The 24,156-nt window shown below is 61.3% G+C and carries 22 protein-coding genes and 1 pseudogene; 13 read left to right on the top strand and 10 right to left on the bottom strand.

Annotated elements, in window-relative coordinates:
- Window positions 1–51 precede the first annotated feature (51 nt).
- Complete coding sequence (locus AB4O45_RS11940) at window positions 52–657, top strand: 5-formyltetrahydrofolate cyclo-ligase (RefSeq protein WP_056791700.1); 606 nt, start codon at window positions 52–54, stop codon at window positions 655–657.
- 35 nt (window positions 658–692) lie between these two features.
- Here AB4O45_RS11940 and AB4O45_RS11945 read toward each other — a convergent pair whose 3' ends face one another.
- Window positions 693–848, bottom strand: a complete 156-nt coding sequence (locus tag AB4O45_RS11945) for a hypothetical protein (protein ID WP_024014743.1) — start codon at window positions 846–848, stop codon at window positions 693–695.
- A gap of 197 nt (window positions 849–1,045) precedes the next feature.
- On the opposite strand from AB4O45_RS11945, the gene AB4O45_RS11950 reads away from it, so the two are divergent.
- The 4 genes from AB4O45_RS11950 (at window position 1,046) to AB4O45_RS11965 (ending at window position 6,422) form a co-directional block, all read left to right on the top strand.
- Complete coding sequence (locus AB4O45_RS11950; protein WP_460161428.1) at window positions 1,046–1,495, top strand: EVE domain-containing protein; 450 nt, start codon at window positions 1,046–1,048, stop codon at window positions 1,493–1,495.
- A gap of 123 nt (window positions 1,496–1,618) precedes the next feature.
- Window positions 1,619–2,584, top strand: a complete 966-nt coding sequence (locus tag AB4O45_RS11955) for an HlyD family secretion protein (RefSeq protein ID WP_095181274.1) — start codon at window positions 1,619–1,621, stop codon at window positions 2,582–2,584.
- Window positions 2,581–5,304 carry a ribosome-associated ATPase/putative transporter RbbA gene (gene rbbA, locus AB4O45_RS11960; protein WP_460161429.1) on the top strand — a complete coding sequence of 908 codons (2,724 nt, stop codon included), beginning with the start codon at window positions 2,581–2,583 and terminating at the stop codon, window positions 5,302–5,304. The genes AB4O45_RS11955 and rbbA overlap by 4 nt, the downstream gene beginning before the upstream one ends.
- Window positions 5,304–6,422, top strand: coding sequence for an ABC transporter permease (locus AB4O45_RS11965; protein WP_460161430.1), 1,119 nt, complete (start codon window positions 5,304–5,306; stop codon window positions 6,420–6,422). Before rbbA ends, AB4O45_RS11965 begins: the two co-directional genes overlap by 1 nt.
- 19 nt (window positions 6,423–6,441) lie before the next feature.
- On the opposite strand, the gene AB4O45_RS11970 is transcribed toward AB4O45_RS11965, so the two are convergent.
- Complete coding sequence (locus tag AB4O45_RS11970; RefSeq protein WP_056791694.1) at window positions 6,442–6,849, bottom strand: flagellar basal body-associated protein FliL; 408 nt, start codon at window positions 6,847–6,849, stop codon at window positions 6,442–6,444.
- A gap of 150 nt (window positions 6,850–6,999) precedes the next feature.
- Here AB4O45_RS11970 and AB4O45_RS11975 point away from each other — a divergent pair.
- The 3 genes and pseudogenes from AB4O45_RS11975 to glpT form a co-directional block, all read left to right on the top strand.
- Window positions 7,000–7,746, top strand: a pseudogene (locus tag AB4O45_RS11975) (NADPH:quinone oxidoreductase family protein); the annotation flags it as partial.
- Between the two features lie 41 nt (window positions 7,747–7,787).
- Entirely contained in the window at window positions 7,788–7,976 is a 189-nt protein-coding gene (locus AB4O45_RS11980) for a zinc-binding dehydrogenase (protein ID WP_460138413.1), read from the top strand.
- 258 nt (window positions 7,977–8,234) lie between these two features.
- Window positions 8,235–9,584, top strand: a complete 1,350-nt coding sequence (glpT, locus tag AB4O45_RS11985) for a glycerol-3-phosphate transporter (RefSeq protein WP_024014747.1) — start codon at window positions 8,235–8,237, stop codon at window positions 9,582–9,584.
- Here glpT and AB4O45_RS11990 read toward each other — a convergent pair.
- The 6 genes from AB4O45_RS11990 to AB4O45_RS12015 form a co-directional block, all read right to left on the bottom strand.
- Window positions 9,560–10,228, bottom strand: a complete 669-nt coding sequence (locus tag AB4O45_RS11990) for a gamma-glutamylcyclotransferase (protein WP_024014748.1) — start codon at window positions 10,226–10,228, stop codon at window positions 9,560–9,562. The genes glpT and AB4O45_RS11990 overlap by 25 nt on opposite strands.
- A gap of 183 nt (window positions 10,229–10,411) precedes the next feature.
- Entirely contained in the window at window positions 10,412–11,380 is a 969-nt protein-coding gene (locus AB4O45_RS11995) for a CDP-6-deoxy-delta-3,4-glucoseen reductase (protein WP_460161431.1), read from the bottom strand.
- Entirely contained in the window at window positions 11,380–12,846 is a 1,467-nt protein-coding gene (ubiD, locus tag AB4O45_RS12000) for a 4-hydroxy-3-polyprenylbenzoate decarboxylase (RefSeq protein ID WP_039757427.1), read from the bottom strand. Before ubiD ends, AB4O45_RS11995 begins: the two co-directional genes overlap by 1 nt.
- A 239-nt stretch (window positions 12,847–13,085) precedes the next feature.
- Entirely contained in the window at window positions 13,086–14,345 is a 1,260-nt protein-coding gene (gene rho / locus AB4O45_RS12005; protein ID WP_003229334.1) for a transcription termination factor Rho, read from the bottom strand.
- 247 nt (window positions 14,346–14,592) lie between these two features.
- On the bottom strand, window positions 14,593–14,922 hold the full coding sequence (gene trxA / locus AB4O45_RS12010) for a thioredoxin TrxA (RefSeq protein ID WP_003206727.1): 330 nt from the start codon (window positions 14,920–14,922) through the stop codon (window positions 14,593–14,595).
- Window positions 14,923–15,042: 120 nt separating this feature from the next.
- A complete protein-coding gene (locus AB4O45_RS12015; protein ID WP_315434579.1) occupies window positions 15,043–15,750 on the bottom strand; it encodes a FadR/GntR family transcriptional regulator in 708 nt (235 codons plus the stop codon).
- Between the two features lie 256 nt (window positions 15,751–16,006).
- On the opposite strand from AB4O45_RS12015, the gene AB4O45_RS12020 reads away from it, so the two are divergent.
- From AB4O45_RS12020 to ppx, 5 genes are all read left to right on the top strand, one after another.
- The gene (locus AB4O45_RS12020; RefSeq protein WP_041476905.1) at window positions 16,007–16,792 is read left to right on the top strand and encodes a transporter substrate-binding domain-containing protein; all 786 of its coding nucleotides are present in this window, start codon (window positions 16,007–16,009) and stop codon (window positions 16,790–16,792) included.
- 21 nt (window positions 16,793–16,813) lie between these two features.
- Window positions 16,814–17,482 carry an amino acid ABC transporter permease gene (locus AB4O45_RS12025; protein WP_122612308.1) on the top strand — a complete coding sequence of 223 codons (669 nt, stop codon included), beginning with the start codon at window positions 16,814–16,816 and terminating at the stop codon, window positions 17,480–17,482.
- Window positions 17,479–18,129 (top strand): amino acid ABC transporter permease, encoded by a 651-nt coding sequence (locus tag AB4O45_RS12030; RefSeq protein ID WP_016772621.1) that lies wholly within the window; start codon window positions 17,479–17,481, stop codon window positions 18,127–18,129. Before AB4O45_RS12025 ends, AB4O45_RS12030 begins: the two co-directional genes overlap by 4 nt.
- Window positions 18,116–18,853: an amino acid ABC transporter ATP-binding protein gene (locus tag AB4O45_RS12035; protein ID WP_217849677.1), complete on the top strand. Its 738-nt coding sequence runs from the start codon at window positions 18,116–18,118 to the stop codon at window positions 18,851–18,853. Before AB4O45_RS12030 ends, AB4O45_RS12035 begins: the two co-directional genes overlap by 14 nt.
- A gap of 220 nt (window positions 18,854–19,073) precedes the next feature.
- Window positions 19,074–20,576: an exopolyphosphatase gene (gene ppx / locus AB4O45_RS12040; protein WP_041476907.1), complete on the top strand. Its 1,503-nt coding sequence runs from the start codon at window positions 19,074–19,076 to the stop codon at window positions 20,574–20,576.
- A gap of 246 nt (window positions 20,577–20,822) precedes the next feature.
- Here the strand turns inward: ppx and ppk1 are convergent, their stop codons facing one another.
- Together ppk1 and hemB are read right to left on the bottom strand one after the other, a co-directional pair.
- Window positions 20,823–23,048 carry a polyphosphate kinase 1 gene (gene ppk1, locus AB4O45_RS12045; protein ID WP_016772619.1) on the bottom strand — a complete coding sequence of 742 codons (2,226 nt, stop codon included), beginning with the start codon at window positions 23,046–23,048 and terminating at the stop codon, window positions 20,823–20,825.
- Between the two features lie 18 nt (window positions 23,049–23,066).
- Entirely contained in the window at window positions 23,067–24,080 is a 1,014-nt protein-coding gene (hemB, locus tag AB4O45_RS12050) for a porphobilinogen synthase (protein ID WP_122751194.1), read from the bottom strand.
- Window positions 24,081–24,156: the final 76 nt, after the last annotated feature.

The following is a 24,156-nucleotide window of genomic DNA, read 5'->3' on the forward strand; positions in this document are numbered from 1 at the left end:
CATCGGATTTTTTATGCGTACGTTTTTGCATCCACCTGCCGAAGCCGAACCATGACCGAACCCGCGCTGCTGCCCCGCCCGCAACTCCGCCGCCTGCTGCGCAAGGCCCGTCGCGCACTGACGCCGGGCGAACAACGCCAGGCTGCCAAAGGCCTGTTCCGGCAATTGGCGCAAGACCCGCACTTTCGCCGGGCGAAACATATCTCTCTGTATTTGCCCACCGACGGTGAAATCGATCCGCGCCTGCTGCTGCGCGAAGCCCAGCGTCGCGGCAAGGCAACTTATCTGCCGGTACTCAGCGCGTGGCCACGAACGAAAATGGTCTTCCAGCGCATCCGCCCTGGCGAAAAGCTGATCCCCAATCGTTTCCGCATCCTCGAGCCCCGGGTCAATCTGGCTCGGCAACGCAAGGTCTGGGCGCTGGATCTGGTGCTGTTGCCGCTGGTAGGGTTTGACGATGTCGGCGGGCGCCTGGGCATGGGCGGCGGATTTTATGATCGCAGCCTCGCCTATCTGGCCCGCCGCAAGAACTGGCGCAAGCCGACGCTGCTGGGCCTGGCCCATGAGTGTCAGAAGGTCGAACGTCTGGCGCAGGCGAGCTGGGATGTTCCGTTACAAGGCACGGTCACCGACAAGGCGTGGTATTTCGCAGAGTAGACGCCGCATGGAACAGCGGCGTCGAAGAGACAGGTTCAGCGTTTGAAAGCGGTCGACTGTTGCACCTGTTGCGCCACTTCAATCGGCGCGTCGGTCTTGTTCGCCCACAGGCTCTGCGCGTAACCGGTGGTTACCACGCCCAGGCCAAACAAAATTACCAAAGTCCATAGCAAATCCGGTTTGCGTTTCATCGATTGCCCCCCTCAAGGCACATCATCACGATGACAGCAGCGGTTTCCGTTCGTAGGCCGTGCAGCAGCGTCAAGCTTTAAAGGCCGGCATTTTGCGGCAACGTGAACCTGTGCGCAAACGCTGACGTCAACCGACTGTCGGTTTGTCATAAAATTGCCCGACAACCTGCCCAATGACCGCTTCAGGAGCACACGACATGGCCTACTGGCTGATGAAATCAGAGCCCGACGAACTCTCGATCAAGGGTCTGGAAAAGCTCGGCAAGGCGCGCTGGGACGGGGTTCGCAACTATCAGGCGCGCAATTTCCTGCGGGCGATGGCGGTCGGTGACGAGTTCTTTTTCTACCATTCCAGCTGCCCGGAGCCGGGGATTGCCGGGATTGGCAAAATTATCGAAGCAGCGTATCCCGATCCGACGGCGCTGGAGCCAGACAGTCACTACTTCGATCCGAAAGCTACGCCGGAGAAAAATGCCTGGAGCGCGATCGATGTCGAGCATGTCGAGACGTTTGCGCGGGTGTTGAAGCTCGATTATCTGAAGCAGCAGACGGCGCTGGCAGAAATGCCACTGGTGCAGAAGGGCTCGCGACTTTCAGTGATGCCCGTCACCGCCGAACAATGGGCCGCAGTGCTCGGCCTGCGCTGAGAACTGCCAGGTCACACCGTGGTGGCAGACAAAAGGGTCTAGGCTTGACGCTCATTTGACTGACATCAAGCGCCCCCAGCGCTTGAACCGTCAGAGTGGACGCCACAGCCGCAGGATGCCCCCATGTCGACGCACCGCCGTTCCTCACTGTTATTTGCCGGATCGCTCATAGCCTTGCTGTTGGCCGCTGGCGGCTTCGGTTACTGGAAGTCGATGAGCAGCCGCCTGCCCGAGGGGCTGTCGGCCGGCAACGGACGACTTGAGGCCACCGAAGTGCAAATCGCCAGCAAGACCCCCGGGCGCCTCGCCGAGGTGCTGGTCGATGAAGGCGACAAGGTCACTCAAGGCCAACTGCTGGCCCGCATGGACACCCGCACCCTTGAAGCCCAGCGCAACCAGGCCGAAGCCGAGGTGTTGCGCGCCCGGGAAAACCTCAACGCCGCCCAGGCCAACGTGCAGTTGCGTCAGAGTGAGCTACTGCTGGCCCAACAGGAACTCGGGCGCTCTGAGTCGCTGTTCAAGCACGGTTTCGTCAGCGCTCAGGTCATCGATCAATTGCAGTCGCGCATCGGCACCGGCAACGCTGCCGTGACGGCGGCCCGCGCCCAAGTGTCGGCGGTCGCTGCAGCGATCGGCGCAGCCCAGGCGCAGGTCGCTCAACTGACCAGCGAAATCGACGACAGCAGCCTGCGCGCGCCGATTGATGGGGTGATCCAGTTGCGCATGGCCGAACCCGGGGAAGTGCTGGGTGCCGGTGGCCGCGTCCTGCTGTTGATTGATCCCAACGATCAGTACATGAACCTCTACTTGTCCGCCTCGGTGGCCGGGCGTCTGGCGGTGGGCGATGAGGCCCGGGTACTGCTCGATGCCCTGCCCGACAAGCCCTTGCCAGCGAAAATCAGTTTTGTCGCCGGCAAATCGCAGTTCACCCCCAAGGAAGTCGAAACCCGCGACGAGCGGCAAAAACTGGTGTTCCGCGTCAAACTGCGCTTGACCCAACCCAGCGCCGTACCGCAAGCCAAGCCCGGCATGCCCGGTGCCGGGTATGTGCGCACCGCGCCGATCGCCTGGCCGGCCAATCTGCAATGAGCAGCCTTGCGGTCCAGGCCAATGCTATCGCGCACCGCTACGGCAAACAGCAAGCACTGAGCGATATCACCTTCAGCCTGCCAGCCGGCACCCGTTGCGGTCTGATCGGCCCCGATGGCGCGGGCAAGTCCAGCCTGCTGGGGCTGATCGCCGGCGTGAAGGCCTTGCAGCAAGGGCAACTGGACGTCCTTGGCGGGCCGATCCAGCAGCGCCACCACCGCGACACGCTGTATGCACGCATCGCTTTCATGCCGCAGGGATTGGGCGGCAACCTGTATCCAGAACTGTCGATCCGCGAAAACATTCAGTTCTTCGCCACGCTGTTCGGCCTGTCGAAGGCCGACAGCGAACAACGCATGCGCAATCTGCTGCTTGCCACCGACCTGCTGAAGTTCGCCGAGCGCCCCGCCGGCAAGTTGTCCGGCGGCATGAAACAGAAACTCGGACTGTGCTGCGCGCTGATCCACGAACCGGATCTGTTAATCCTCGATGAGCCAACCACCGGCGTCGACCCGCTCTCACGACGGCGTTTCTGGGAGCTGATCGACGACGTGCGGCGCCAGCGCCCGCAACTGACCCTGCTGGTCGCCACCGCGTACATGGAAGAAGCCGAACAGTTCGAGCATTGCCTGATGCTCGACAACGGCAAATTGATTGCCACCGGTCTGAGCCGTGAACTGGCGGCCGTCACCCCCAGTGGCAAACTTGATGAGGCCTTCACCCATTTCCAGGGTGACAGCCAGCATGACGCCAGGCCGCTGGTGATTCCGCCACGTAGCAGTGGCAGCAGCGACACCGCCATCGAGGCCCACGACCTGACACTGCGTTTCGGCGACTTCACTGCGGTCGATCACGTCAACTTCGCCATCGGTCGCGGCGAAATTTTCGGTTTTCTCGGCTCCAACGGCTGCGGCAAGACCACCACGATGAAAGTCCTGACCGGGCTGATGCCGGCCAGCGAAGGCCGCGCGACACTGCTCGGCAACCCGGTAAATGCCAAGGATCTGGCCACGCGCAAACGGGTCGGCTTCATGTCCCAGAGCTTTTCGCTGTATGGCGAACTCAGTGTGCGACAGAACCTTGATCTGCACGCCCGGCTGTTCGACTTGCCCAAAGCCGAGAGTGCGCCACGCATCGATGCCCTCATTCAACGCTTCAACCTGCTCAGCGTCGCCGATCAGCCGTCCGGCGCCCTGCCTCTGGGGCTGCGTCAACGCCTGTCGCTGGCGGTTGCGGTGTTGCATCGTCCGGAAGTGCTGATCCTTGATGAGCCGACGTCCGGCGTCGACCCGGCAGCCCGTGATGACTTCTGGCGACTGCTGATCGAACTGTCCCGCGAGCAAGGCGTGACGATTTTTCTCTCCACCCACTTCATGAACGAAGCCCAGCGCTGCGACCGCATTTCGCTGATGCACGCCGGCCAAGTGCTGGCGTGCGACACCCCGGCAGCGCTGCAACGTCAGTTCGCTGGAGAAACGCTGGAAGCCGCTTTCGTGACGTGCCTGGAACAGGCTCAGGGCATTGCGCAGTCGCCGCCTGCCAGTGAATCGCCGACCGCGCCAACGACCGCCACGCCGCCGCTCCAGCAGCGCGGTTTCAGCCTCGGTCGCCTGCTGGCGGTGGCCAGCCGCGAAGGCAAGGAGCTGCTGCGTGACAAGGTGCGCATGGCGTTCGCCCTGGCGGGGGCGATTTTCATGATGGTGATTTTCGGCTACGGGATTTCCCTGGACGTGGAAAACCTCGCGTTTGCCGTGTACGACCAGGACCAGACACCGCAGAGCCGAACCTATCTGGAGGCCTTTCGCGGCTCGCGTTACTTCGATGAACGGCCAGCCATCCATGATGCACAGGAATTGCACCGACGCCTGCAACGCTCGGAGATCAAACTTGCGCTGGAAATCCCCCCCGGTTTCGGCCGTGACCTGTACGCCGGTCGCCAGCCCGCGGTGGCGGCATGGCTGGATGGCGGCATGCCGTTTCGCGCCGAGACCAGCCGCAATTATGTCGAAGCGGTGCACTTGGCCAACCTGCAACAGTTGGCCGAACAGAGCAGTCTCGCCATCAACCATCAGGCGGGCGCCAGCCTGGAAACGCGCTTTCGCTACAACCAGGATGTGGTCAGCGTCAACGCTATCGGCCCCGGCGTCATGGCGCTGATACTGGCGTTCATTCCAGCGATGCTCACCGCACTCGGCATCGTGCGCGAGAAAGAACTGGGCTCGATCACCAACTTCTACGCCACGCCCCTGACCCGCCTGGAGTTTCTGCTGGGCAAACAGGCGCCATACCTGCTGGTCAGTCTGGTCAATCTCGCGCTGCTGGTGGCGATGAACCGCTGGCTGTTTGGCGTGCCGTTCAAGGGCAGCCTGCTGACGCTGGCGTTTGGCGGCCTGCTCTACGTGCTGGCGACCACCAGCATGGGTCTGCTGATCTCGGCCTTCACCCGCACACAGATCGCCGCGATCCTCGGCACCATGATCATCACCAGCCTGCCGACCATCCAGTTCTCCGGGCTGATCGTGCCGCGTTCTTCGCTGCAAGGTGCGGCTGCGGTGATGGGCATGCTGTTTCCGGCAGGACATTTTCTCGATATTGCCGTGGGGACGTTCACCAAGGCGCTGGACTTGCGGCAGCTGTGGCCACAATGCCTGGCCCTGTTCGGCTTCTTCGTCGGGTTCACAGGGTTGAGCCTGATCATGCTGAAAAAGCAGGAGGCCTGATGCACAAGTTCGCGCACATCCTGCGCCTGGGACTCAAGGAACTGACCAGCCTGCGCCACGACAGCGTGTTGTTGCTGTTCCTGTTCTACGCCTTCACCGTGGCGATCTACATGCCCGCCGCCGGTTCGGTAATCGGCGTGCACAACGCCAGCGTGGCGATCGTCGACGAAGACCGCAGCGCCCTCTCGCGCCAGTTGGCCCAGGCCCTGCAACCGCCGGAGTTCCAGACGCCGGTGCTGCTGCCTTACCCGCAACTGGATCAGGTGATGGACAGCGGCCAGTACACCTTCGTGATCAACATTCCGGCGGGGTTTCAAACCAACCTGCTCGCGGCGCGGCGACCGGCCATTCAGGTCAACGTCGATGCCACCGCGATGAGCCAGGCGTTCATGGGCGCCGGTTACATCGGCCGGATCTTCCAGCGTGAACTGCAGGCCTACGGCGGTCAGAGCGATGCCGCGAGCAAGACGCCGATTTCGCTGACCACCCGCGCGCTATTCAATACCAACCTGGTGGGTGGCTGGTTTCTGGCGGTGATCCAGATCGTCAACAACATCACCATTCTGGCGATCATCCTCACGGGCACGGCGCTGCTGCGCGAACGCGAGCACGGCACGCTCGACCATTTGCTGGTGCTGCCGCTGACGGCGCTGGAAATCATGCTGGCGAAAATCTGGAGCAACCTGCTGGTGGTGGTGCTGTGCACCTGGCTGTCCGTGGAGGTGGTGGTCAAAGGCGCACTCGGCGTGCCGCTTTCCGGCTCAATGAGCCTGTTTTTGCTGGTGACTGCGGTTTATCTGTTTGCCAGTACCGCGTTGGGCATCTTTCTGGCGACACTCGCGCGCTCGACGCCGCAGTTCGGCTTGCTGGCGATTCCGGTGATCATCCCGATGCTGCTGCTGTCGGGCGGCAGCACGCCCCTGGACAGCATGCCGCACTGGCTGCAGTGGGTCATGCAGGGCTCACCGTCCACGCATTTTGTCAGCCTCAGCGCCGCGATTCTGTTTCGCGACGCCGGGCTGAGCGTGGTCTGGCCGGAGTTGCTGGCGCTGACTGCCATCGGTCTGCTGTTCTTCGCCATCGCCTTGGCACGCTTTCGCAAAAGCCTGGCGTCCTGAAGAGCAGCAGCCAACGTATTTACTGAATGATCAGGTTGTTGAACAACAGATCCTCAACAACAGGCTTGCCGGTCTCGTCATTCATGACCTGCTGGGTCTGCTTCAACGCTTCCTGACGCAGCTTTTCCTTGCCCTCGATGCTGCCCATCGCCTCGGTCGACTGCTGAGTGAACAGCGCCACCAGCTGATTGCGGATCAGCGGCTCGTTGGCCTTGACCAGTTTGGTCGCCTCCTCACCAGTCACACGCAATGCCACATCGGCCTTGTAGACCTTGAGCTTGGCGGTGCCGTCCAGGCCATAGTTGCCGACGAACGGCGGGCTCAGGGTGATGTAATTGACCTTCGGCGCCTCGCCTTCTTTGGCTTCTTCGGCCAGTGCTGCCACAGGCAGAGACAGGGCCAGCAACAACATGATCCACGCTTTCACAATTCGCTCCTTATCCGGTTTGCGGCCTAGCATAACGACCCGCCGCGCAAGCACAAGCTTATGGCTGACTATCAGGGCCGGGCATGCTCGTTGACCCGTTGATTCACACACCTACACTTATCGGCCATCACTCCCAAAGGAATAGCCCTGATGAAAGCCGTGCTGTGCAAAGCCTTCGGCCCTGCCGAATCGCTGGTGCTGGAAGACGTCGCCAGTCCTGTCGCGAAGAAGAATGAAATCCTGCTGGACGTGCACGCTGCCGGAGTCAATTTCCCGGACACGCTGATCATCGAGGGCAAGTACCAGTTCAAACCGCCCTTCCCGTTTTCGCCAGGCGGTGAAGCGGCGGGCGTGGTGCGCGAAGTCGGGGAAAAGGTCAGCCATCTGAAAGTCGGCGACCGGGTCATGGCGCTGACCGGTTGGGGCAGTTTTGCCGAGCAGGTGGCGGTGCCGGGCTACAACGTCCTGCCGATTCCGCCGTCGATGGATTTCAACGTCGCCGCTGCATTCAGCATGACCTACGGCACGTCGATGCACGCGCTCAAGCAACGCGCCAACCTGCAACCGGGCGAAACCCTGCTGGTGCTCGGCGCGTCGGGCGGCGTCGGCCTCGCCGCTGTGGAGATCGGCAAAGCCATGGGCGCCCGCGTGATCGCCGCCGCCAGCAGCGCCGAGAAACTCGCGGTGGCCAAGGCTGCCGGCGCCGATGAGCTGATCAATTACAGCGAAGCCAGCCTCAAGGACGAGATCAAACGCCTCACCGACGGCCAGGGCGCCGACGTGATCTACGACCCGGTCGGCGGCGACCTGTTCGACCAGGCCATCCGCGCCATCGCCTGGAACGGCCGCCTGCTGGTGGTCGGCTTCGCCAGCGGACGCATCCCGGAACTGCCGGTCAACCTCGCCCTGCTCAAGGGCGCGGCGGTACTCGGCGTGTTCTGGGGTTCTTTGCCCAACGCCAGCCACAGGACAATGCAGCCAACTTCCAGCAGCTGTTCGCCTGGTTTGCCGAGGGCAAGCTCAAACCGCTGGTGTCGCAGGTCTATCCACTGAGCAATGCCGCGCAGGCGATCGATGATCTTGGCCAGCGCAAGGCTGTGGGCAAGGTTGTCGTTCAGGTTCGCTAACAATTATGGAGCGATCCGGAACCGCAACCCGGATCGCTTTACCGTTGAGATCCGCCTCGCCAATACGTTAAACCGCAGAAACCCACCCGAGCCACCATTCCCTCAGCGCCGCGTACTTGTCTCAGAGCGACATGTTCATAAAGGAACGCTCATCTGCCCTAATTTCCGCTGTTTTGCCGACGTGAAGCGATGCTATTTTCGGTAACGAAACTGTAACATTCGCATCCGCAGTCAAAACAAGAAAACTGGAGCTCTTGAATGTTTGCTTTCTTTCGTCCTGCCGCACATCAGGCTCCATTGCCTGAAGAAAAAATAGACAGCACCTACCGCCGCCTGCGCTGGCAGATCTTCGCCGGTATCTTTATCGGCTACGCCGGTTACTACCTGCTGCGCAAGAACTTCTCCCTGGCCATGCCGTACCTGATCGATGAAGGCTACAGCCGTGGCGACCTTGGTCTGGCGATGTCGGCGATCGCTATTGCTTACGGCCTGTCGAAGTTCCTCATGGGCCTGGTGTCCGACCGTTCCAACCCGCGCTTCTTCCTGCCGTTCGGTCTGCTGGTCTCGGCCGGGGTGATGTTCATTTTCGGTTTCGCGCCGTGGGCAACGTCCAGCGTGACGATGATGTTCATCCTCCTGTTCATCAACGGCTGGGCGCAGGGCATGGGCTGGCCGCCGAGCGGGCGGACCATGGTGCACTGGTGGTCGCAGAAGGAACGCGGTGGCGTGGTGTCGGTGTGGAACGTGGCGCATAACGTCGGCGGCGGTCTGATCGGCCCGCTGTTCCTGATCGGCATGGGTCTGTTCAATGACTGGCACGCGGCGTTTTACGTCCCGGCAGCAGTCGCACTTGGCGTAGCGGTATTCGCCTTCATCACCATGCGTGACACCCCGCAATCGGTCGGCCTGCCGCCGATCGAGCAGTACAAGAACGACTACCCGGAAGGCTACGACGCCAGCCACGAAGACGAATTCAGCGCCAAGGAAATCTTCGTCAAATACGTGCTGCGCAACAAAATGCTCTGGTACATCGCTCTGGCCAACGTCTTCGTCTACTTGCTGCGCTACGGCGTGCTGGACTGGGCGCCGACGTACCTGAAGGAAGCCAAGGGCTTCACCGTGGATAAGACCTCGTGGGCCTATTTCTTCTACGAGTGGGCAGGCATCCCGGGCACGCTGCTGTGCGGCTGGATGTCAGACAAGATCTTCCGTGGCAACCGTGGTTTGACCGGCATGGTGTTCATGGCCCTGGTGACTGTCGCGACCCTGGTTTACTGGCTCAATCCGGCCGGCAATCCGATGGTCGACATGATCGCCCTGCTGTCGATCGGCTTCCTGATCTACGGCCCGGTGATGCTGATCGGCCTGCAAGCGCTGGAACTGGCGCCGAAGAAAGCCGCCGGTACTGCAGCGGGCTTCACCGGTCTGTTCGGTTATCTGGGGGGTTCGGTCGCGGCCAGTGCGGCGATGGGCTACACCGTTGACCACTTCGGCTGGGATGGCGGTTTCGTGCTGCTGGTCGGCGCTTGCCTGCTGGCGATGGCCTTCCTTGCGCCAACGCTGTGGCACAAGCAAGTCGCCAGTCAGAGCCGTGAAGCGGTCGCCTGATCGCTGTGTGATTTACAGCGCTTGAGCCGCGCCTCCAGATTTCGATCCGGCATGGCGTGGCTGCGCAGGGCGTGCGCGGTCTGCTCGACATAATCGCGAGTGGTGCCGTACCGCCCGCTGGCGCTGGCGAACACCTGGCTGAGCACATGATCCGGCAAGTTGCCGGCATAGCTCGGCAGGTGGCGCTCCAGAACGAATCCCAAAGCCTGCACCTGAGTGCCATCTTCGAGCCGGCAATTGAGCCAGTGCGGGCGATACGAGGGAAACGGCATCTCACGTTTCCACAGGGCATACAGCGCGGTATCGAGATTGTCTTCCGGCAAGCGGTAGGCAAAACCGCTGCATGAACCGCCGCGATCCAGACCGAACACCAGACCGGGCATTTCCGGGGTACCCCGATGCTCGTGGGACCACAGGTACAAGCCGCGATGATAGCCATGCACGCGACCGCGCATGCGCTCAACCGCCGTGCATTCCGGCCGCCAGATCAGCGAACCATAGGCGAACAGCCACACCGGCCCGCCCTTGTGGCGTGCCATGGTCGATTGCATGGAAGCGAGAAGTTGTTCGTGCGTCAGCTGCGGCCCAAGATCGAGCCGCGGAGGGTAAGCCAGGTTCAGGATTGCGTTTTCAATGGCGCTCATGGCGAATAGCGTTCAGCTCCCCGCGGGTGAAGAATTACTTAATAGAACGCACCGTTGTAACAATAAGGCACATATGTTTAAGGCAAATTAAGTGCCACTGATTAATTGCCTGATTCATATATAACCTAGCGATATTTACTGTTTAAGGTAAATACCGATCGGCTATATACCAAGTTATAAGTCTCAGGAGCGCGGCGCATAGGCGAAGACGTCGGCGCGCATCTGATGCGCATCCATCCCCGCCTCGACCAGCGCGTCCAAGGTGCCGTAAACCATCGCTGGCGAACCGCTGGCGTAGACGTGCAGCGGCTTCAGATCGGGGAAATCCTCGCAAACCGCTTCGTGCAACATCCCGCAGCGCCCTTCCCAGCCGCACTGGTCGCTGACCACTTTGTGCAGGAACAGATTGGGCAGCTTCAGCCATTCGTCCCAGTGCTCGATCTGATAAAAGTCTTCGGGACGGCGCACACCCCAGTACAGATGCACCGGATGCCTGAAACCTTCGGCTCGGCAATGTTCGATCAGGCTGTGAATCTGGCCCATGCCGGTGCCGGCGGCGATCAACACCAGAGGACCGTCGGGCAGCTCCGCAAGATGTGTGTCACCGAACGGCAACTCGACACGCACCAGCGGGTTGCGTTGCAACTGCTCGATCAGGCTCAACGCACTGGTTTCGCGCGCCAGCACATGGATTTCCAGATCACGTCCGCCGTGGGGTGCCGAAGCCATGGAGAACGCCGACTTCTCACCGTTCTCACGCTCGATCATCAAATATTGCCCGGCGTGATAGCGCGGCGGCTTGCCCGCCGGTGCACGCAGACGCACGCGCCAGGTATCGCCGCCGACCTCGCGGCACTCAATGACCTGACACGACAGGCTGCGCACCGGCAATTCACCGAGTGCGAGCACGCCATCCCACAACAGCACGCAGTCTTCCAGCGGTGCGGCGATGCAGGTGTAGAACTCGCCATGGTCGTGGACTTTGCCGGCCTGCTCGACGCGGCCCTCCACCAGCAGCGCTGCACACACGTGGCAATTGCCGTTGCGGCAGCTTTGCGGGCAGTCATAGCCCAGGCGCCGCGCACCGTCGAGAATCCGCTCACCGGGCTGTATCTCGAGCACTGCTCCGGAAGGCTGCAGGGTTACACGCATCAATCTATTCCTAACTGATTCCAGATGGCATCGATCCGTTGGGTGACGGCGTCGTCCTTGACGATCACGCGGCCCCACTCGCGAGTGGTTTCGCCCGGCCACTTGTGGGTGGCATCCAGGCCCATTTTCGAGCCCAGGCCGGAAATCGGCGAAGCGAAGTCGAGGTAGTCGATCGGCGTGTTGTCGATCATCACCGTGTCGCGCTTGGGGTCCATGCGCGTGGTGATGGCCCAGATCACGTCGTTCCAGTCGCGGGCGTTGATATCGTCGTCAGTGACGATAACGAACTTGGTGTACATGAACTGTCGCAAAAACGACCAGACACCGAGCATCACGCGCTTGGCATGCCCCGGATACGACTTCTTCATCGTCACCACGGCCATGCGGTACGAGCAGCCTTCCGGCGGCAGGTAGAAGTCGGTGATTTCCGGGAACTGCTTCTGCAGGATCGGCACGAACACTTCGTTCAGCGCCACGCCGAGAATCGCCGGCTCATCCGGCGGGCGGCCGGTGTAAGTGCTGTGATAGATCGGCTTTATCCGGTGGGTGATGCGCTCGACGGTGAACACCGGGAAGCTGTCGACTTCGTTGTAGTAACCGGTGTGGTCGCCATACGGGCCTTCGTCGGCCATTTCGCCCGGATGAATCACGCCTTCAAGGATGATTTCGGCGGTGGCCGGTACTTGCAGATCGTTGCCACGGCACTTGACCAGTTCGGTACGGTTGCCGCGCAAGAGCCCTGCGAAAGCATATTCGGAAAGGCTGTCCGGCACTGGCGTCACGGCACCGAGAATCGTTGCCGGATCGGCGCCAAGGGCTACGGACACCGGGAACGGCTGGCCCGGGTGCTTCTCGCACCACTCGCGGAAGTCGAGAGCGCCGCCACGATGGCTGAGCCAGCGCATGATCACCTTGTTGCGGCCGATCACTTGCTGGCGGTAGATGCCGAGGTTCTGGCGTTCCTTGTTCGGGCCTTTGGTGACCGTAAGGCCCCAAGTTATCAGCGGGCCAACGTCGCCGGGCCAGCAGGTCTGCACCGGCAACATCGCCAGATCGACATCGTCGCCTTCGATGACCACTTCCTGGCACACCGCGTCTTTGACGACTTTCGGCGCCATCGAAATGATCTTGCGGAAGATCGGCAGTTTCGACCACGCGTCCTTCAAGCCCTTCGGCGGCTCCGGCTCCTTGAGGAAGGCCAGCAGCTTGCCGATTTCGCGCAGCTCGCTGACCGACTCGGCGCCCATGCCCATGGCCACGCGCTCGGGGGTGCCGAACAGGTTGCCGAGCACCGGAATGTCGTAACCGGTGGGCTTCTCGAACAACAGTGCCGGGCCTTTGGCCCGCAACGTGCGATCGCACACCTCAGTCATCTCCAGCACCGGCGAGACGGGAATCTGGATGCGTTTCAACTCTCCGCGCTGCTCAAGCTGCTGCACGAAATCCCGAAGATCCTTGAATTTCATTGACGATGGCACCCTCAAAATAGGCGTACATCCTACCTGCTCTGAGGGGCAAACAGCAGCCCGTCATTGCTCGATTGTGGCCCCCGCGCTGCGGCGAAGGCGCAGGCCTCGAACTCGGGAGTGCGCTGCCGACGCCGCAATATCGGCCCATCAACAGATATCCGTGACGGGCGCGAGATTTTTCGGGGCAAAAAAAAACGCCCCCTCTCGGGAGCGTCCTTTGTTGAAACGCCAGCGTATTACTTGCGTTTCATCGACAAGAAGAACTCGTCGTTGGTCTTGGTCGTTTTCAGCTTGTCGACCAGGAACTCGATGGCGGCGACTTCGTCCATCGGGTGCAGCAGCTTGCGCAGAATCCACATGCGCTGCAGTTCGTCGTCGGCGGTCAGCAACTCTTCGCGGCGGGTGCCGGAGCGGTTGATGTTGATGGCCGGGAACACACGCTTCTCGGCGATCTTGCGATCCAGAGGCAGTTCCATGTTGCCGGTACCCTTGAACTCTTCGTAGATCACTTCGTCCATCTTCGAGCCGGTTTCAACCAGCGCGGTGGCGATAATGGTCAGCGAGCCGCCTTCTTCGATGTTACGCGCGGCACCGAAGAAACGCTTCGGCTTCTCCAGGGCGTGGGCATCGACACCACCGGTCAATACCTTGCCGGAGCTCGGGATCACGGTGTTGTAGGCACGGGCCAGACGGGTGATGGAGTCGAGCAGGATCACCACGTCTTTCTTGTGTTCGACCAGACGCTTGGCCTTCTCGATCACCATTTCAGCAACCTGCACGTGACGGGTCGGCGGCTCGTCGAAGGTCGAGGCAACCACTTCGCCGCGCACGGTGCGCTGCATTTCGGTCACTTCTTCCGGACGCTCGTCGATCAACAGCACGATCAGGTGAACTTCAGGATTGTTACGGGCGATGTTCGCTGCGATGTTCTGCAGCATGATCGTTTTACCGGCTTTCGGCGGTGCGACGATCAGACCACGCTGGCCTTTGCCGATCGGTGCACACAGGTCGATCACGCGACCGGTGAGGTCTTCGGTGGAACCGTTGCCGGCTTCCATCTTCATGCGCACCGTCGGGAACAGCGGCGTCAGGTTCTCGAAGAGAATCTTGTTTTTCGCGTTCTCCGGACGATCGAAGTTGATCGTGTCGACCTTGAGCAGGGCGAAGTACCGCTCGCCTTCCTTCGGAGGCCGGATCTTGCCAACGATGGTGTCACCGGTGCGCAAGTTGAAGCGGCGGATCTGGCTCGGCGAGACGTAGATGTCGTCAGGGCCGGCGAGGTAGGAAGCGTCTGCGGAGCGCAGGAAGCCGAAGCCGTCCTGGAGAATCTCCAGCACGCCATCACCGGAGATTTCCTCGCCGCTTTTCGCGTGCTTTTTCAGCAGGGAGAAAATCACGTCCTGCTTGCGCGAACGGGCCATATTTTCTATGCCCATCTGTTCGGCCAATTCGAGCAGTTCGGTAATCGGCTTTTGCTTGAGTTCAGTCAGATTCATATAGGAATGACGTAATCATTTATGGAGGGGGGAAATTAAGCTTTTGGCTTAATGAGGCCGCGCCGCGGAGAAGGCGACAGGATCGCGAACTAATTCGAAAAGGAGTGCGTCGGCGACGGCTAGCAGGGGGCATTGGAGAAACCAGTGCGGGGCCGAATGTACCACCTGAGTTTCGGAGCGTCTAGCCCTGAATATGCAAAAAGCCCCGCGATTTGCGGGGCTTTTTTTCAGCGTTTTACTGCGACGCTCAGATGTTGGCGTCGAGGAAAGCCGCCAGCTGCGACTTCGACAGTGCGCCGACCTTGGTCGCTTCAACGTTGCCGTTCTTGAACAGCATCAGCGTCGGGATACCACGCACGCCATGCTTGGCCGGGGTTTCCTGGTTTTCGTCGATGTTCAGTTTGGCGACGGTCAGCTTGCCTTTGTAAGTCTCGGCAATCTCGTCCAGAACCGGTGCGATCATTTTGCAAGGGCCGCACCATTCAGCCCAGTAGTCGACCAGGACAGCGCCTTCGGCCTTGAGTACGTCGGCTTCGAAACTAGCGTCGCTAACGTGTTTGATCAGATCGCTGCTCATGGAATTCTCCAGGTTGTAAGCAAAAAAACGTGGCCCATCATAGCCGCCCTTCCCTTGTTCAGGAAGCCGCAGATGATTGAGTGTTGCTATGGCCCTTGATGAGTTTGGGTATAGCTCAAGTCACCCCGTGGCGGGAGCGATGAAGGCGATTCCGGTGCGCAGGGCGGCGTTGCGCACGTGTTCCTGCATGGCTTTCTGCGCCGCCGCCGAGGCGCGGCGCGCCAGTGCGCGGAGGATCTTGCGGTGTTCCTGCCAGGTTTCCATGGCGCGCTCGGCGCGGATGAACGGCAGTTTCTGGCTCTCGAGAAAGATCTCGGCGCTGGCGGTGAGGATGCTCAGCATCGCCTGATTGCCGCTGGCGAGAAGGATGCGCCGGTGAAATTCGAAGTCGAGTTTCGCCGCTGCCTCAAAGTCGCCGAGCTTCAATTGCTCGCGCATGGCCGCAACGTTGTCTTCCAGCGCATCCAGATCGAACGTGCTCAACGTCACTGCCGCCAAACCTGCTGCAAACCCTTCGAGCGCATAGCGCAATTGAAAGATATCCAGCGGCGATGCCTGCGCCGCAAACGACCAGCCTGGCGCGTTGTCGCCGCGCGACAATTCGACCGGCGACTGCACGAACACGCCCTTGCCCGGCTGAATGCTGACTACGCCCAGTGCACTGAGCGACGACAGCGCTTCACGCAACGATGCCCGGCTGACGCCCAGTTGCAGCGCCAGATCCCGTTGCGAAGGCAACGCGTCGCCGGCACCGAAGCCCTGTTCGGTGATCAGTTTGCGGATCGCTTGCAGCGCCACTTCGGGTACGGCGCGGGAGATCGAATTCATGATGTGCGGACGCGTCAGGGCCAAGGTGCGGCTAGTTGTAAAGCTATTCGTCGAGTCCGGCAAGTCGTGCCCCAGCGGGGTTCGGCGCGCACTGCCGATGCGCCATCGCAGTGCGAAAACCGAGTTGACTGTTCAGACCAGTAAGACCGAACGAAGTCGCTGGTGCCGCGGCCTGCCGGGGCGAAATCCGCCTGTTGGCACGGCCCATGCTCTGTCCGATCGCAGCAACCACTTCCCGCCGATCCGGAGATTGTCCATGACCCAGCGTTACAGCGCCCTCCTCGCTTCCCTGTTTGCCGGCCTGCTGCTGTGCCAGGCCCCCGCTCACGCCGACGGTCTGGACGACGTGGTCAAACGCGGCACGCTGAAAGTTGCCGTGCCCCAGGACTTCCCGCCGTTCGGCTCGGTCGGCCCGGACATGAAGCCGCGCGGCCTGGATATCGACACAGCGAAACTGCTCGCTGACCAACTCAAGGTCAAACTCGAACTGACCCCGGTCAACAGCACCAACCGCATCCCGTTCCTCACCACCGGCAAAGTCGATCTGGTGATCTCCAGCCTCGGCAAAAACCCCGAGCGTGAGAAAGTCATCGACTTCTCCCGCGCCTATGCGCCGTTCTACCTCGCCGTGTTCGGTCCGCCAGACGCCGCGATCACCAGCCTCGACGACCTCAAGGGCAAGACCATCAGCGTCACCCGCGGCGCCATCGAAGACATCGAGCTGAGCAAAGTCGCCCCCGAAGGCGTGACCATCAAACGTTTCGAAGACAACAACTCGACCATCGCTGCTTATCTGGCAGGCCAGGTCGATCTGATTGCCAGCGGCAACGTGGTGATGGTGGCCATCAGCGAGAAGAACCCCAAGCGCGTGCCGGCGCTGAAGGTGAAGCTCAAGGATTCCCCGGTCTACGTGGGCGTGAACAAGAACGAAGCGGCGTTGCTGGCCAAGGTCAACGACATCCTCAACACCGCCAAGGCTGACGGCGCACTGGAAAAGAACTCGCAGACCTGGCTGAAAGAGCCGCTGCCGGCCGATCTCTGATCGACTGCGCGGGAGACGTTCATGGCTTATCAGTTCGATTTTTTGCCGGTGGTGGAAAACACCGACCTGCTGCTGCGCGGCGCACTGTTCACGCTGGAGCTGACCGCCATCGGCGCGCTGCTCGGGGTCGGCGTGGGCATTGTCGGCGCGCTGGTGCGAGCGTGGCAGATCCGCCCGTTCTCAGCGATCTTCGGCGTCTACGTCGAGTTGATCCGCAACACGCCGTTTCTGGTGCAACTGTTCTTCATCTTCTTCGGCCTGCCGTCGCTCGGCGTGCAGATTTCCGAGTGGCAGGCGGCAGTGCTGGCGATGGTGATCAACCTTGGCGCCTATTCGACCGAGATCATCCGCGCCGGCATCCAGGCGATTCCGCGCGGGCAGCTGGAAGCGGCTGCGGCATTGGCGATGACGCGCTTCGAAGCGTTCCGCCACGTCGTCCTGCTGCCCGCGCTGGGCAAGGTCTGGCCGGCGCTGAGCAGCCAGATCATCATCGTCATGCTCGGTTCGGCGGTGTGTTCGCAGATCGCCACGGAAGAATTGAGCTTCGCCGCCAACTTCATTCAGTCGCGCAACTTCCGCGCCTTTGAAACCTATGCGCTGACCACCCTGATCTATCTGTGCATGGCGCTGCTGATCCGCCAGTTGCTCAACTGGTTCGGGCGTCGGTTCATTGCGAGGAGCAGCCAATGAGCGATTTCACTTTCTGGGACATCCTGCGCAACCTGCTCACCGGCCTGCAATGGACCCTGGCGCTGTCACTGGTGGCGTTCATTGGCGGCGGCCTCGTCGGCCTGCTGATTCTGGTGATGCGCATCTCCAAGAACACGCTGCCAAGCAGCATCGCCCGCACCTGGATCGAGCTGTTTCAGGGCACGCCACTGTTGATGCAACTGTTTCTGGTGTTCTTCGGCGTGGCGCTGGCCGGCATCGAGATTTCGCCGTGGATGGCCGCGGCGATCGCTTTGACCTTGTTCACCAGCGCCTATCTGGCGGAGATCTGGCGCGGTTGCGTCGAGGCCATTCCCCACGGTCAGTGGGAAGCCTCGTCGAGCCTGGCGCTCAATCCGCTTGAGCAGTTGCGCTACGTGATCCTGCCGCAAGCGCTGCGCATCGCCGTGGCGCCGACCGTGGGCTTCTCGGTGCAAGTGGTCAAAGGCACAGCGGTGACCTCGATCATCGGCTTCACCGAACTGACCAAGACCGGCGGCATGCTCGCCAATGCCACGTTCGAACCGTTCATGGTCTACGGCCTCGTCGCCCTCGGCTACTTCCTGCTCTGCTACCCCTTGTCCCTCAGTGCGCGCTACCTGGAAAGGAGACTGCATGCCTCTGCTTAGAATTTCCGCCCTGCATAAATACTACGGCGATCACCACGTACTCAAAGGCATCGATCTCAGCGTCGAGGAAGGCCAGGTCGTGGCGATCATCGGCCGCAGCGGCTCGGGCAAATCGACCCTGTTGCGCACGCTCAACGGCCTGGAATCGATCAACGATGGCGTGATCGAAGTCGACGGCGAATACCTCGACGCCGCCCGCGCTGATCTGCGCAGCCTGCGACAGAAGGTCGGCATGGTCTTCCAGCAGTTCAACCTGTTCCCGCACCTGACCGTCGGCGAAAACGTCATGCTCGCGCCGCAAGTGGTGCAGAAAGTACCCAAGGCCAAGGCAGCCGAACTGGCGCGCGAAATGCTCGAGCGAGTCGGGCTCGGGGAGAAATTCGGTGCCTTCCCGGACCGTTTGTCCGGTGGTCAGCAGCAACGGGTGGCGATCGCCCGGGCTTTGGCGATGTCGCCGAAGGTGCTGCTGTGCGATGAAATCACCTCGGCGCTGGACCCTGAGCTGGTCAATGAAGTACTCAGCGTGGTGCGGCAATTGGCCAAGGAAGGCATGACGCTGATCATGGTCACCCACGAGATGCGCTTTGCCCGAGAGGTGGGCGACAAACTGGTGTTCATGCACCATGGCAAGGTGCATGAGGTGGGCGATCCGAAGGTGTTGTTTGCCAATCCGCAGACGGCCGAGCTGGCGAACTTTATTGGCACGGTGGAAGCGACAGCCTGAAGCAGCCTCATCCTGATCGTTCCCACGCTCCGCGTGGGAATGCAGCCAGGGACGCTCCGCGTCCCAAAAGCGGACGCAGAGCGTCCGGTGAGGCATTCCCACGCGGAGCGTGGGAACGATCAGGTTCGGGGTGCGCGCTCCGGCGGTTTGAGCCATGCGCGTTGGCGCCAGCGTTTGATCGTGGCACGATGTCGGGGTTATCGACCGAGACCCCCTGACCATGCCGCAATCCCAAGCCAAGAATCTGTCCCTGATCGCCGCAATCGACCTGGGCTCCAACAGCTTTCACATGGTCGTGGCCAAGGCCCAGAACGGCGAAATCCGCATCCTCGAGCGCCTCGGCGAGAAGGTGCAACTGGCCGCCGGCATCGACGACGCGCGCCAGCTCAACGAAGAATCGATGCAGCGCGGCCTCGATTGCCTCAAGCGCTTTGCCCAACTGATCAACGGTATGCCGCTCGGCGCCGTGCGCATCGTCGGCACCAACGCCCTGCGTGAAGCGCGCAATCGTGGCGAATTCATCCGCCGCGCCGAAGAAATCCTCGGCCACACGGTAGAAGTCATTTCCGGCCGTGAAGAAGCGCGCCTGATCTATCTCGGCGTTTCGCACACGCTCGCCGATACCCCTGGCAAACGTTTGGTCGCCGACATCGGCGGCGGCAGCACCGAATTCATCATCGGCCAGCGCTTCGAGCCTTTATTGCGCGAAAGCCTGCAAATGGGCTGCGTGAGTTTCACTCAGCGTTATTTCAAGGACGGCAAGATCACCCCGGCGCGCTACGCCCAGGCCTACACGGCGGCGCGCCTGGAGATCATGAGCATCGAGCACGCCCTGCATCGCCTGACCTGGGATGAAGCCATCGGCTCCTCCGGTACGATTCGCGCCATCGGCCTGGCCTTGAAGGCTGGCGGCCACGGCAGCGGCGAGGTCAACGCCGAAGGCCTGGCGTGGCTCAAGCGCAAGCTGTTCAAGCTCGGCGACGCCGACAAGATCGATTTCGAAGGCATCAAGCCTGACCGCCGGGCGATCTTTCCGGCGGGCCTGGCGATTCTCGAAGCAATCTTCGACGCCCTCGAACTGCAACGCATGGACCATTGCGAAGGCGCGCTGCGCGAAGGCGTGCTCTACGACCTGCTCGGCCGCCATCACCATGAAGACGTGCGCGAACGCACCCTGACCTCGCTGATGGAGCGCTATCACGTCGACCTGGAACAGGCAGCGCGGGTCGAGCGCAAGGCCCTGCACGCCTTCGATCAGGTCGCCGTGGACTGGGAACTGGATGACGGCATCTGGCGCGAACTGCTCGGCTGGGCGGCGAAAGTGCACGAAGTCGGCCTCGACATCGCTCACTATCACTACCACAAGCATGGCGCCTACCTGATCGAACACTCCGATCTGGCCGGCTTCTCGCGAGAAGACCAGCAGATGCTCGCGCTATTGGTGCGTGGGCATCGGCGCAATATTCCCAAGGACAAATTCGCCGAATTCGGCGATGACGGCATCAAACTGATTCGCCTGTGCGTGCTGCTGCGGTTTGCGATTCTGTTCCATCACATTCGCGGGACCCAGGCGATGCCACAGGTGGCGCTGCATGCCAATGGCGATCATCTCGACGTGGAATTCCCGGAGAACTGGCTGGATGAAAATCAGCTGACCCAGGCGGATTTCGGCCTGGAAGCGGATTGGCTGACGCGGGTTGGAATTGTCCTCACGGTGCACTGAGTAACTGGCTGGCACAAAAAAGGCGATCCGTTAGGATCGCCTTTTTATTGGGTTTGGCTTGAGAGCGGCGGTGTAGCTCTCCCCTCACCCCAGCCCTCTCCCGAGGGAGAGGGAGCCGATTTGTACTAGCGTTGAGGCCAGAGTTCGATCAGGTATTTCAGGTCAGTGTATGACGCAAGACACCTCGGTCAGTCCCCTCTCCCCTCCGGGAGAGGGTTAGGGTGAGGGGCTTTTGACCTTCGGCACTTAACTGCTGACAGGCAATATCGGGCTGCCCAGCCGCTCCAGCAACGTCGCCTGCGCACTGCGCGGGTTCTGGTTGCCAGTGGGTGTGTTGCGGATGTAGCGGCCGTCCGACTGCAGGCTCCAGCTGTGGGTGTTGTCGGTCAGGTACAGCTCCAGCTCCTTCTTGACCCGAGTCAGCAGTTTCTTGCCTTCCACCGGGAAGCAGGTCTCGACGCGCTTGTCGAGGTTGCGCTCCATCCAGTCGGCGCTGGAGAGGAACATCTGCTCGTCGCCGCCGTTGAGGAAGTAGAACACCCGCGTGTGCTCAAGGAAGCGGCCAATGATCGAGCGCACATGAATGTTGTGCGAGACCCCGGCGATGCCCGGACGCAGGCAGCACATGCCGCGCACCACCAGATCGATGCGCACGCCGGACTGGCTGGCCTTGTACAGCGCGCGGATGATCTTCGGATCGGTCAGCGAGTTGAACTTGGCGATGATGTGCGCCGGTTTGCCTTCGAGGGCAAACTGGGTTTCGCGGGCAATCATGTCGAGCATGCCCTTCTTCAGGGTGAACGGCGCATGCAGCAGCTTTTTCATGCGCAGCGTCTTGCCCATGCCGATCAACTGGCTGAACAGTTTGCCGACGTCTTCACACAAAGCGTCGTCGGAGGTCAGCAGGCTGTAGTCGGTGTAGAGCTTGGCGTTGCCGGCGTGATAGTTACCGGTGCCGAGGTGCGCGTAGCGGACGATTTCGCCAGCCTCACGGCGCAGGATCAGCATCATCTTGGCGTGGGTCTTGAAGCCGACCACGCCGTAGATCACCACTGCGCCCGCCGCTTGCAGACGGCTGGCCAGTTGCAGGTTGGATTCTTCGTCGAAGCGCGCGCGCAGCTCGATCACGGCGGTGACCTCCTTGCCGTTACGCGCGGCGTCGACCAGCGCATCGACGATCTCCGAGTTGGCGCCGGAGCGGTACAGCGTTTGCCGTACGGCCAATACATGCGGGTCTTTCGCGGCCTGACGCAGCAGGTCGACCACCGGCGTGAACGACTCGAACGGGTGCAGCAAGAGGATGTCCTGCTTGCTGACCACACTGAAGATGTTTTCGCTGTTCTGCAGCAGTTTCGGGATCTGCGGGGTGAACGGCGTGTATTGCAGCTCTGGATGGCTGTCCAGACCGGTGATGCTGAACAGGCGAGTCAGGTTGACCGGGCCGTTGACCTGATACAGCTCGGTCTCGCTCAGGTTGAACTGCTTGAGCAGATAGTCCGAGAGGTGTTTCGGGCAGGTGTCGGCAACTTCCAGACGCACCGCGTCACCGTAGCGCCGCGAGAACAACTCGCCACGCAGGGCGCGGGCCAGGTCTTCGACGTCTTCGGAGTCGAGCGCCAGGTCGGCGTTTCGGGTCAGACGGAACTGGTAGCAGCCTTTGACCTTCATGCCCTGGAACAGGTCATCGGCGTGGGCGTGGATCATCGACGACAGGAATACATAGTTGTCGCCAGCGCCGCCGACTTCTTCCGGGACCTTGATGATCCGCGGCAGCAGACGTGGCGCCGGAATGATCGCCAGACCGGAGTCGCGCCCGAAGGCGTCGATGCCTTCGAGCTCGACGATGAAGTTCAGACTCTTGTTCACCAGCAGCGGGAACGGGTGCGTCGGGTCGAGGCCGATCGGGGTGATGATCGGCGCGATCTCGTCGCGGAAATAGCGGCGTACCCAAGTCTTGAGCTTGGTCGTCCAGTTGCGCCGACGGATGAAGCGCACCTGATGCTTTTCCAGCTCCGGCAGGAGGATGTCGTTGAGGATCGCGTACTGGCGGTCAACGTGACCGTGAACCAGTTCGCTGATCCGCGCCAGCGCCTGATGCGGCTGCAAGCCGTCAGCGCCGGCCTGTTCGCGGGCAAAAGTGATCTGCTTTTTCAGCCCGGCGACGCGGATCTCGAAGAATTCGTCGAGGTTGCTGGAGAAGATCAGCAGGAACTTCAGACGCTCCAGCAACGGGTAGGACTCGTCCAGCGCCTGTTCCAGCACGCGGATGTTGAACTGCAATTGCGAAAGCTCGCGGTGGATGTACAGGCTGCTGTCATCCAGGCCGGGAATGGCGATCGCCGGTACCGCCACAGCGGTTTCGGCAACCGGCGCGGGTGGCGCAGGCTCCAGTTCCGGCGGGGTTTCGGTGATTTGCTCGACCACCGGCTGAGCTTCTTTTACGGCAACTTCAGTGAGTCCTTCGGTATTCATGGAATGTTCCTGGGAGGGCTATTTCTGCTCTCGTAACAATTGAGCGGCACGAACGGCAAAGTAAGTCAGGATGCCATCTGCACCGGCACGTTTAAAGGCGGTCAGTGACTCGAGGATCACCGCTTCGCTCAACCAGCCATTCTGGATAGCGGCCATGTGCATGGCGTATTCGCCACTGACCTGATAGACGAAGGTCGGCACCTTGAAGGCATCTTTGACGCGAAAAAGAATGTCCAGGTAGGGCATGCCCGGTTTGACCATGACCATGTCCGCACCTTCGGACAAGTCGGCACCGACTTCGTGCAGCGCTTCGTCACTGTTGGCCGGGTCCATCTGATAAGAGGCCTTGTTGGCCTTGCCGAGGTTCGACGCCGAACCCACGGCATCGCGGAAAGGGCCGTAGTAGGCGCTGGCGTACTTGGCCGAGTAGGCCATGATGCGCACGTTGACGTGGCCGGCAATTTCCAGCGCCTCACGTATCGCCTGGATGCGGCCGTCCATCATGTCCGATGGCGCCACCACCTGCGCGCCGGCTTCGGCGTGGGACAACGCCTGACGCACCAGCGCATCGACGGTGATGTCGTTCTGCACGTAGCCGTCTTCGTCGAGAATGCCGTCCTGACCGTGGGTGGTGAACGGGTCCAGCGCCACGTCAGTGATCACGCCCAGCTCCGGGAACCGCTCACGCAGGGCGCGAGTGGCGCGCTGGGCGATGCCTTCGGGGTTCCAGGCTTCGGCAGCATCGAGGGATTTCAGTTCAGGCGGGGTGACCGGGAACAGCGCCAGCGCCGGAATGCCCAGCTCGATCCATTTCGCCGCTTCTTCAAGCAGCAGATCAATGGTCAGTCGCTCGACGCCCGGCATCGAGGCCACGGCTTCGCGGCGGTTTTCACCGTCGAGCACGAACACCGGCAGGATCAGGTCATCGACCGTCAACACGTTTTCACGCACCAGCCGCCGCGAAAAATCATCACGACGATTGCGGCGCAGACGAGTGGCTGGGAACAGACGATTGGCGGGGGTAAAGCTCACGGCAGACTCCTGAGCCCGGGCAAGCGGGCGAGCGTGACAGTTATAGACGGCCATTATGACTAACAGATGACAGTTA

The organism is Pseudomonas sp. S2_B10 (assembly GCF_054668425.1).

Coding starts and splice junctions, on each gene's coding strand:
- rho (WP_003229334.1), bottom strand. CDS start 14,345: ATGAATCTGACTGAACTCAAGCAAAAGCCGATTACCGAACTGCTCGAA.
- rbbA (WP_460161429.1), top strand. CDS start 2,581: ATGAGCAGCCTTGCGGTCCAGGCCAATGCTATCGCGCACCGCTACGGC.
- AB4O45_RS11950 (WP_460161428.1), top strand. CDS start 1,046: ATGGCCTACTGGCTGATGAAATCAGAGCCCGACGAACTCTCGATCAAG.
- AB4O45_RS12015 (WP_315434579.1), bottom strand. CDS start 15,750: ATGAATTCGATCTCCCGCGCCGTACCCGAAGTGGCGCTGCAAGCGATC.
- AB4O45_RS11945 (WP_024014743.1), bottom strand. CDS start 848: ATGAAACGCAAACCGGATTTGCTATGGACTTTGGTAATTTTGTTTGGC.
- AB4O45_RS12030 (WP_016772621.1), top strand. CDS start 17,479: ATGAGCGATTTCACTTTCTGGGACATCCTGCGCAACCTGCTCACCGGC.
- AB4O45_RS12025 (WP_122612308.1), top strand. CDS start 16,814: ATGGCTTATCAGTTCGATTTTTTGCCGGTGGTGGAAAACACCGACCTG.
- ubiD (WP_039757427.1), bottom strand. CDS start 12,846: ATGAAATTCAAGGATCTTCGGGATTTCGTGCAGCAGCTTGAGCAGCGC.
- AB4O45_RS12020 (WP_041476905.1), top strand. CDS start 16,007: ATGACCCAGCGTTACAGCGCCCTCCTCGCTTCCCTGTTTGCCGGCCTG.
- ppx (WP_041476907.1), top strand. CDS start 19,074: ATGCCGCAATCCCAAGCCAAGAATCTGTCCCTGATCGCCGCAATCGAC.
- AB4O45_RS11990 (WP_024014748.1), bottom strand. CDS start 10,228: ATGAGCGCCATTGAAAACGCAATCCTGAACCTGGCTTACCCTCCGCGG.
- glpT (WP_024014747.1), top strand. CDS start 8,235: ATGTTTGCTTTCTTTCGTCCTGCCGCACATCAGGCTCCATTGCCTGAA.
- AB4O45_RS11940 (WP_056791700.1), top strand. CDS start 52: ATGACCGAACCCGCGCTGCTGCCCCGCCCGCAACTCCGCCGCCTGCTG.
- trxA (WP_003206727.1), bottom strand. CDS start 14,922: ATGAGCAGCGATCTGATCAAACACGTTAGCGACGCTAGTTTCGAAGCC.
- AB4O45_RS11955 (WP_095181274.1), top strand. CDS start 1,619: ATGTCGACGCACCGCCGTTCCTCACTGTTATTTGCCGGATCGCTCATA.
- AB4O45_RS12035 (WP_217849677.1), top strand. CDS start 18,116: ATGCCTCTGCTTAGAATTTCCGCCCTGCATAAATACTACGGCGATCAC.
- AB4O45_RS11995 (WP_460161431.1), bottom strand. CDS start 11,380: ATGCGTGTAACCCTGCAGCCTTCCGGAGCAGTGCTCGAGATACAGCCC.
- AB4O45_RS11965 (WP_460161430.1), top strand. CDS start 5,304: ATGCACAAGTTCGCGCACATCCTGCGCCTGGGACTCAAGGAACTGACC.
- ppk1 (WP_016772619.1), bottom strand. CDS start 23,048: ATGAATACCGAAGGACTCACTGAAGTTGCCGTAAAAGAAGCTCAGCCG.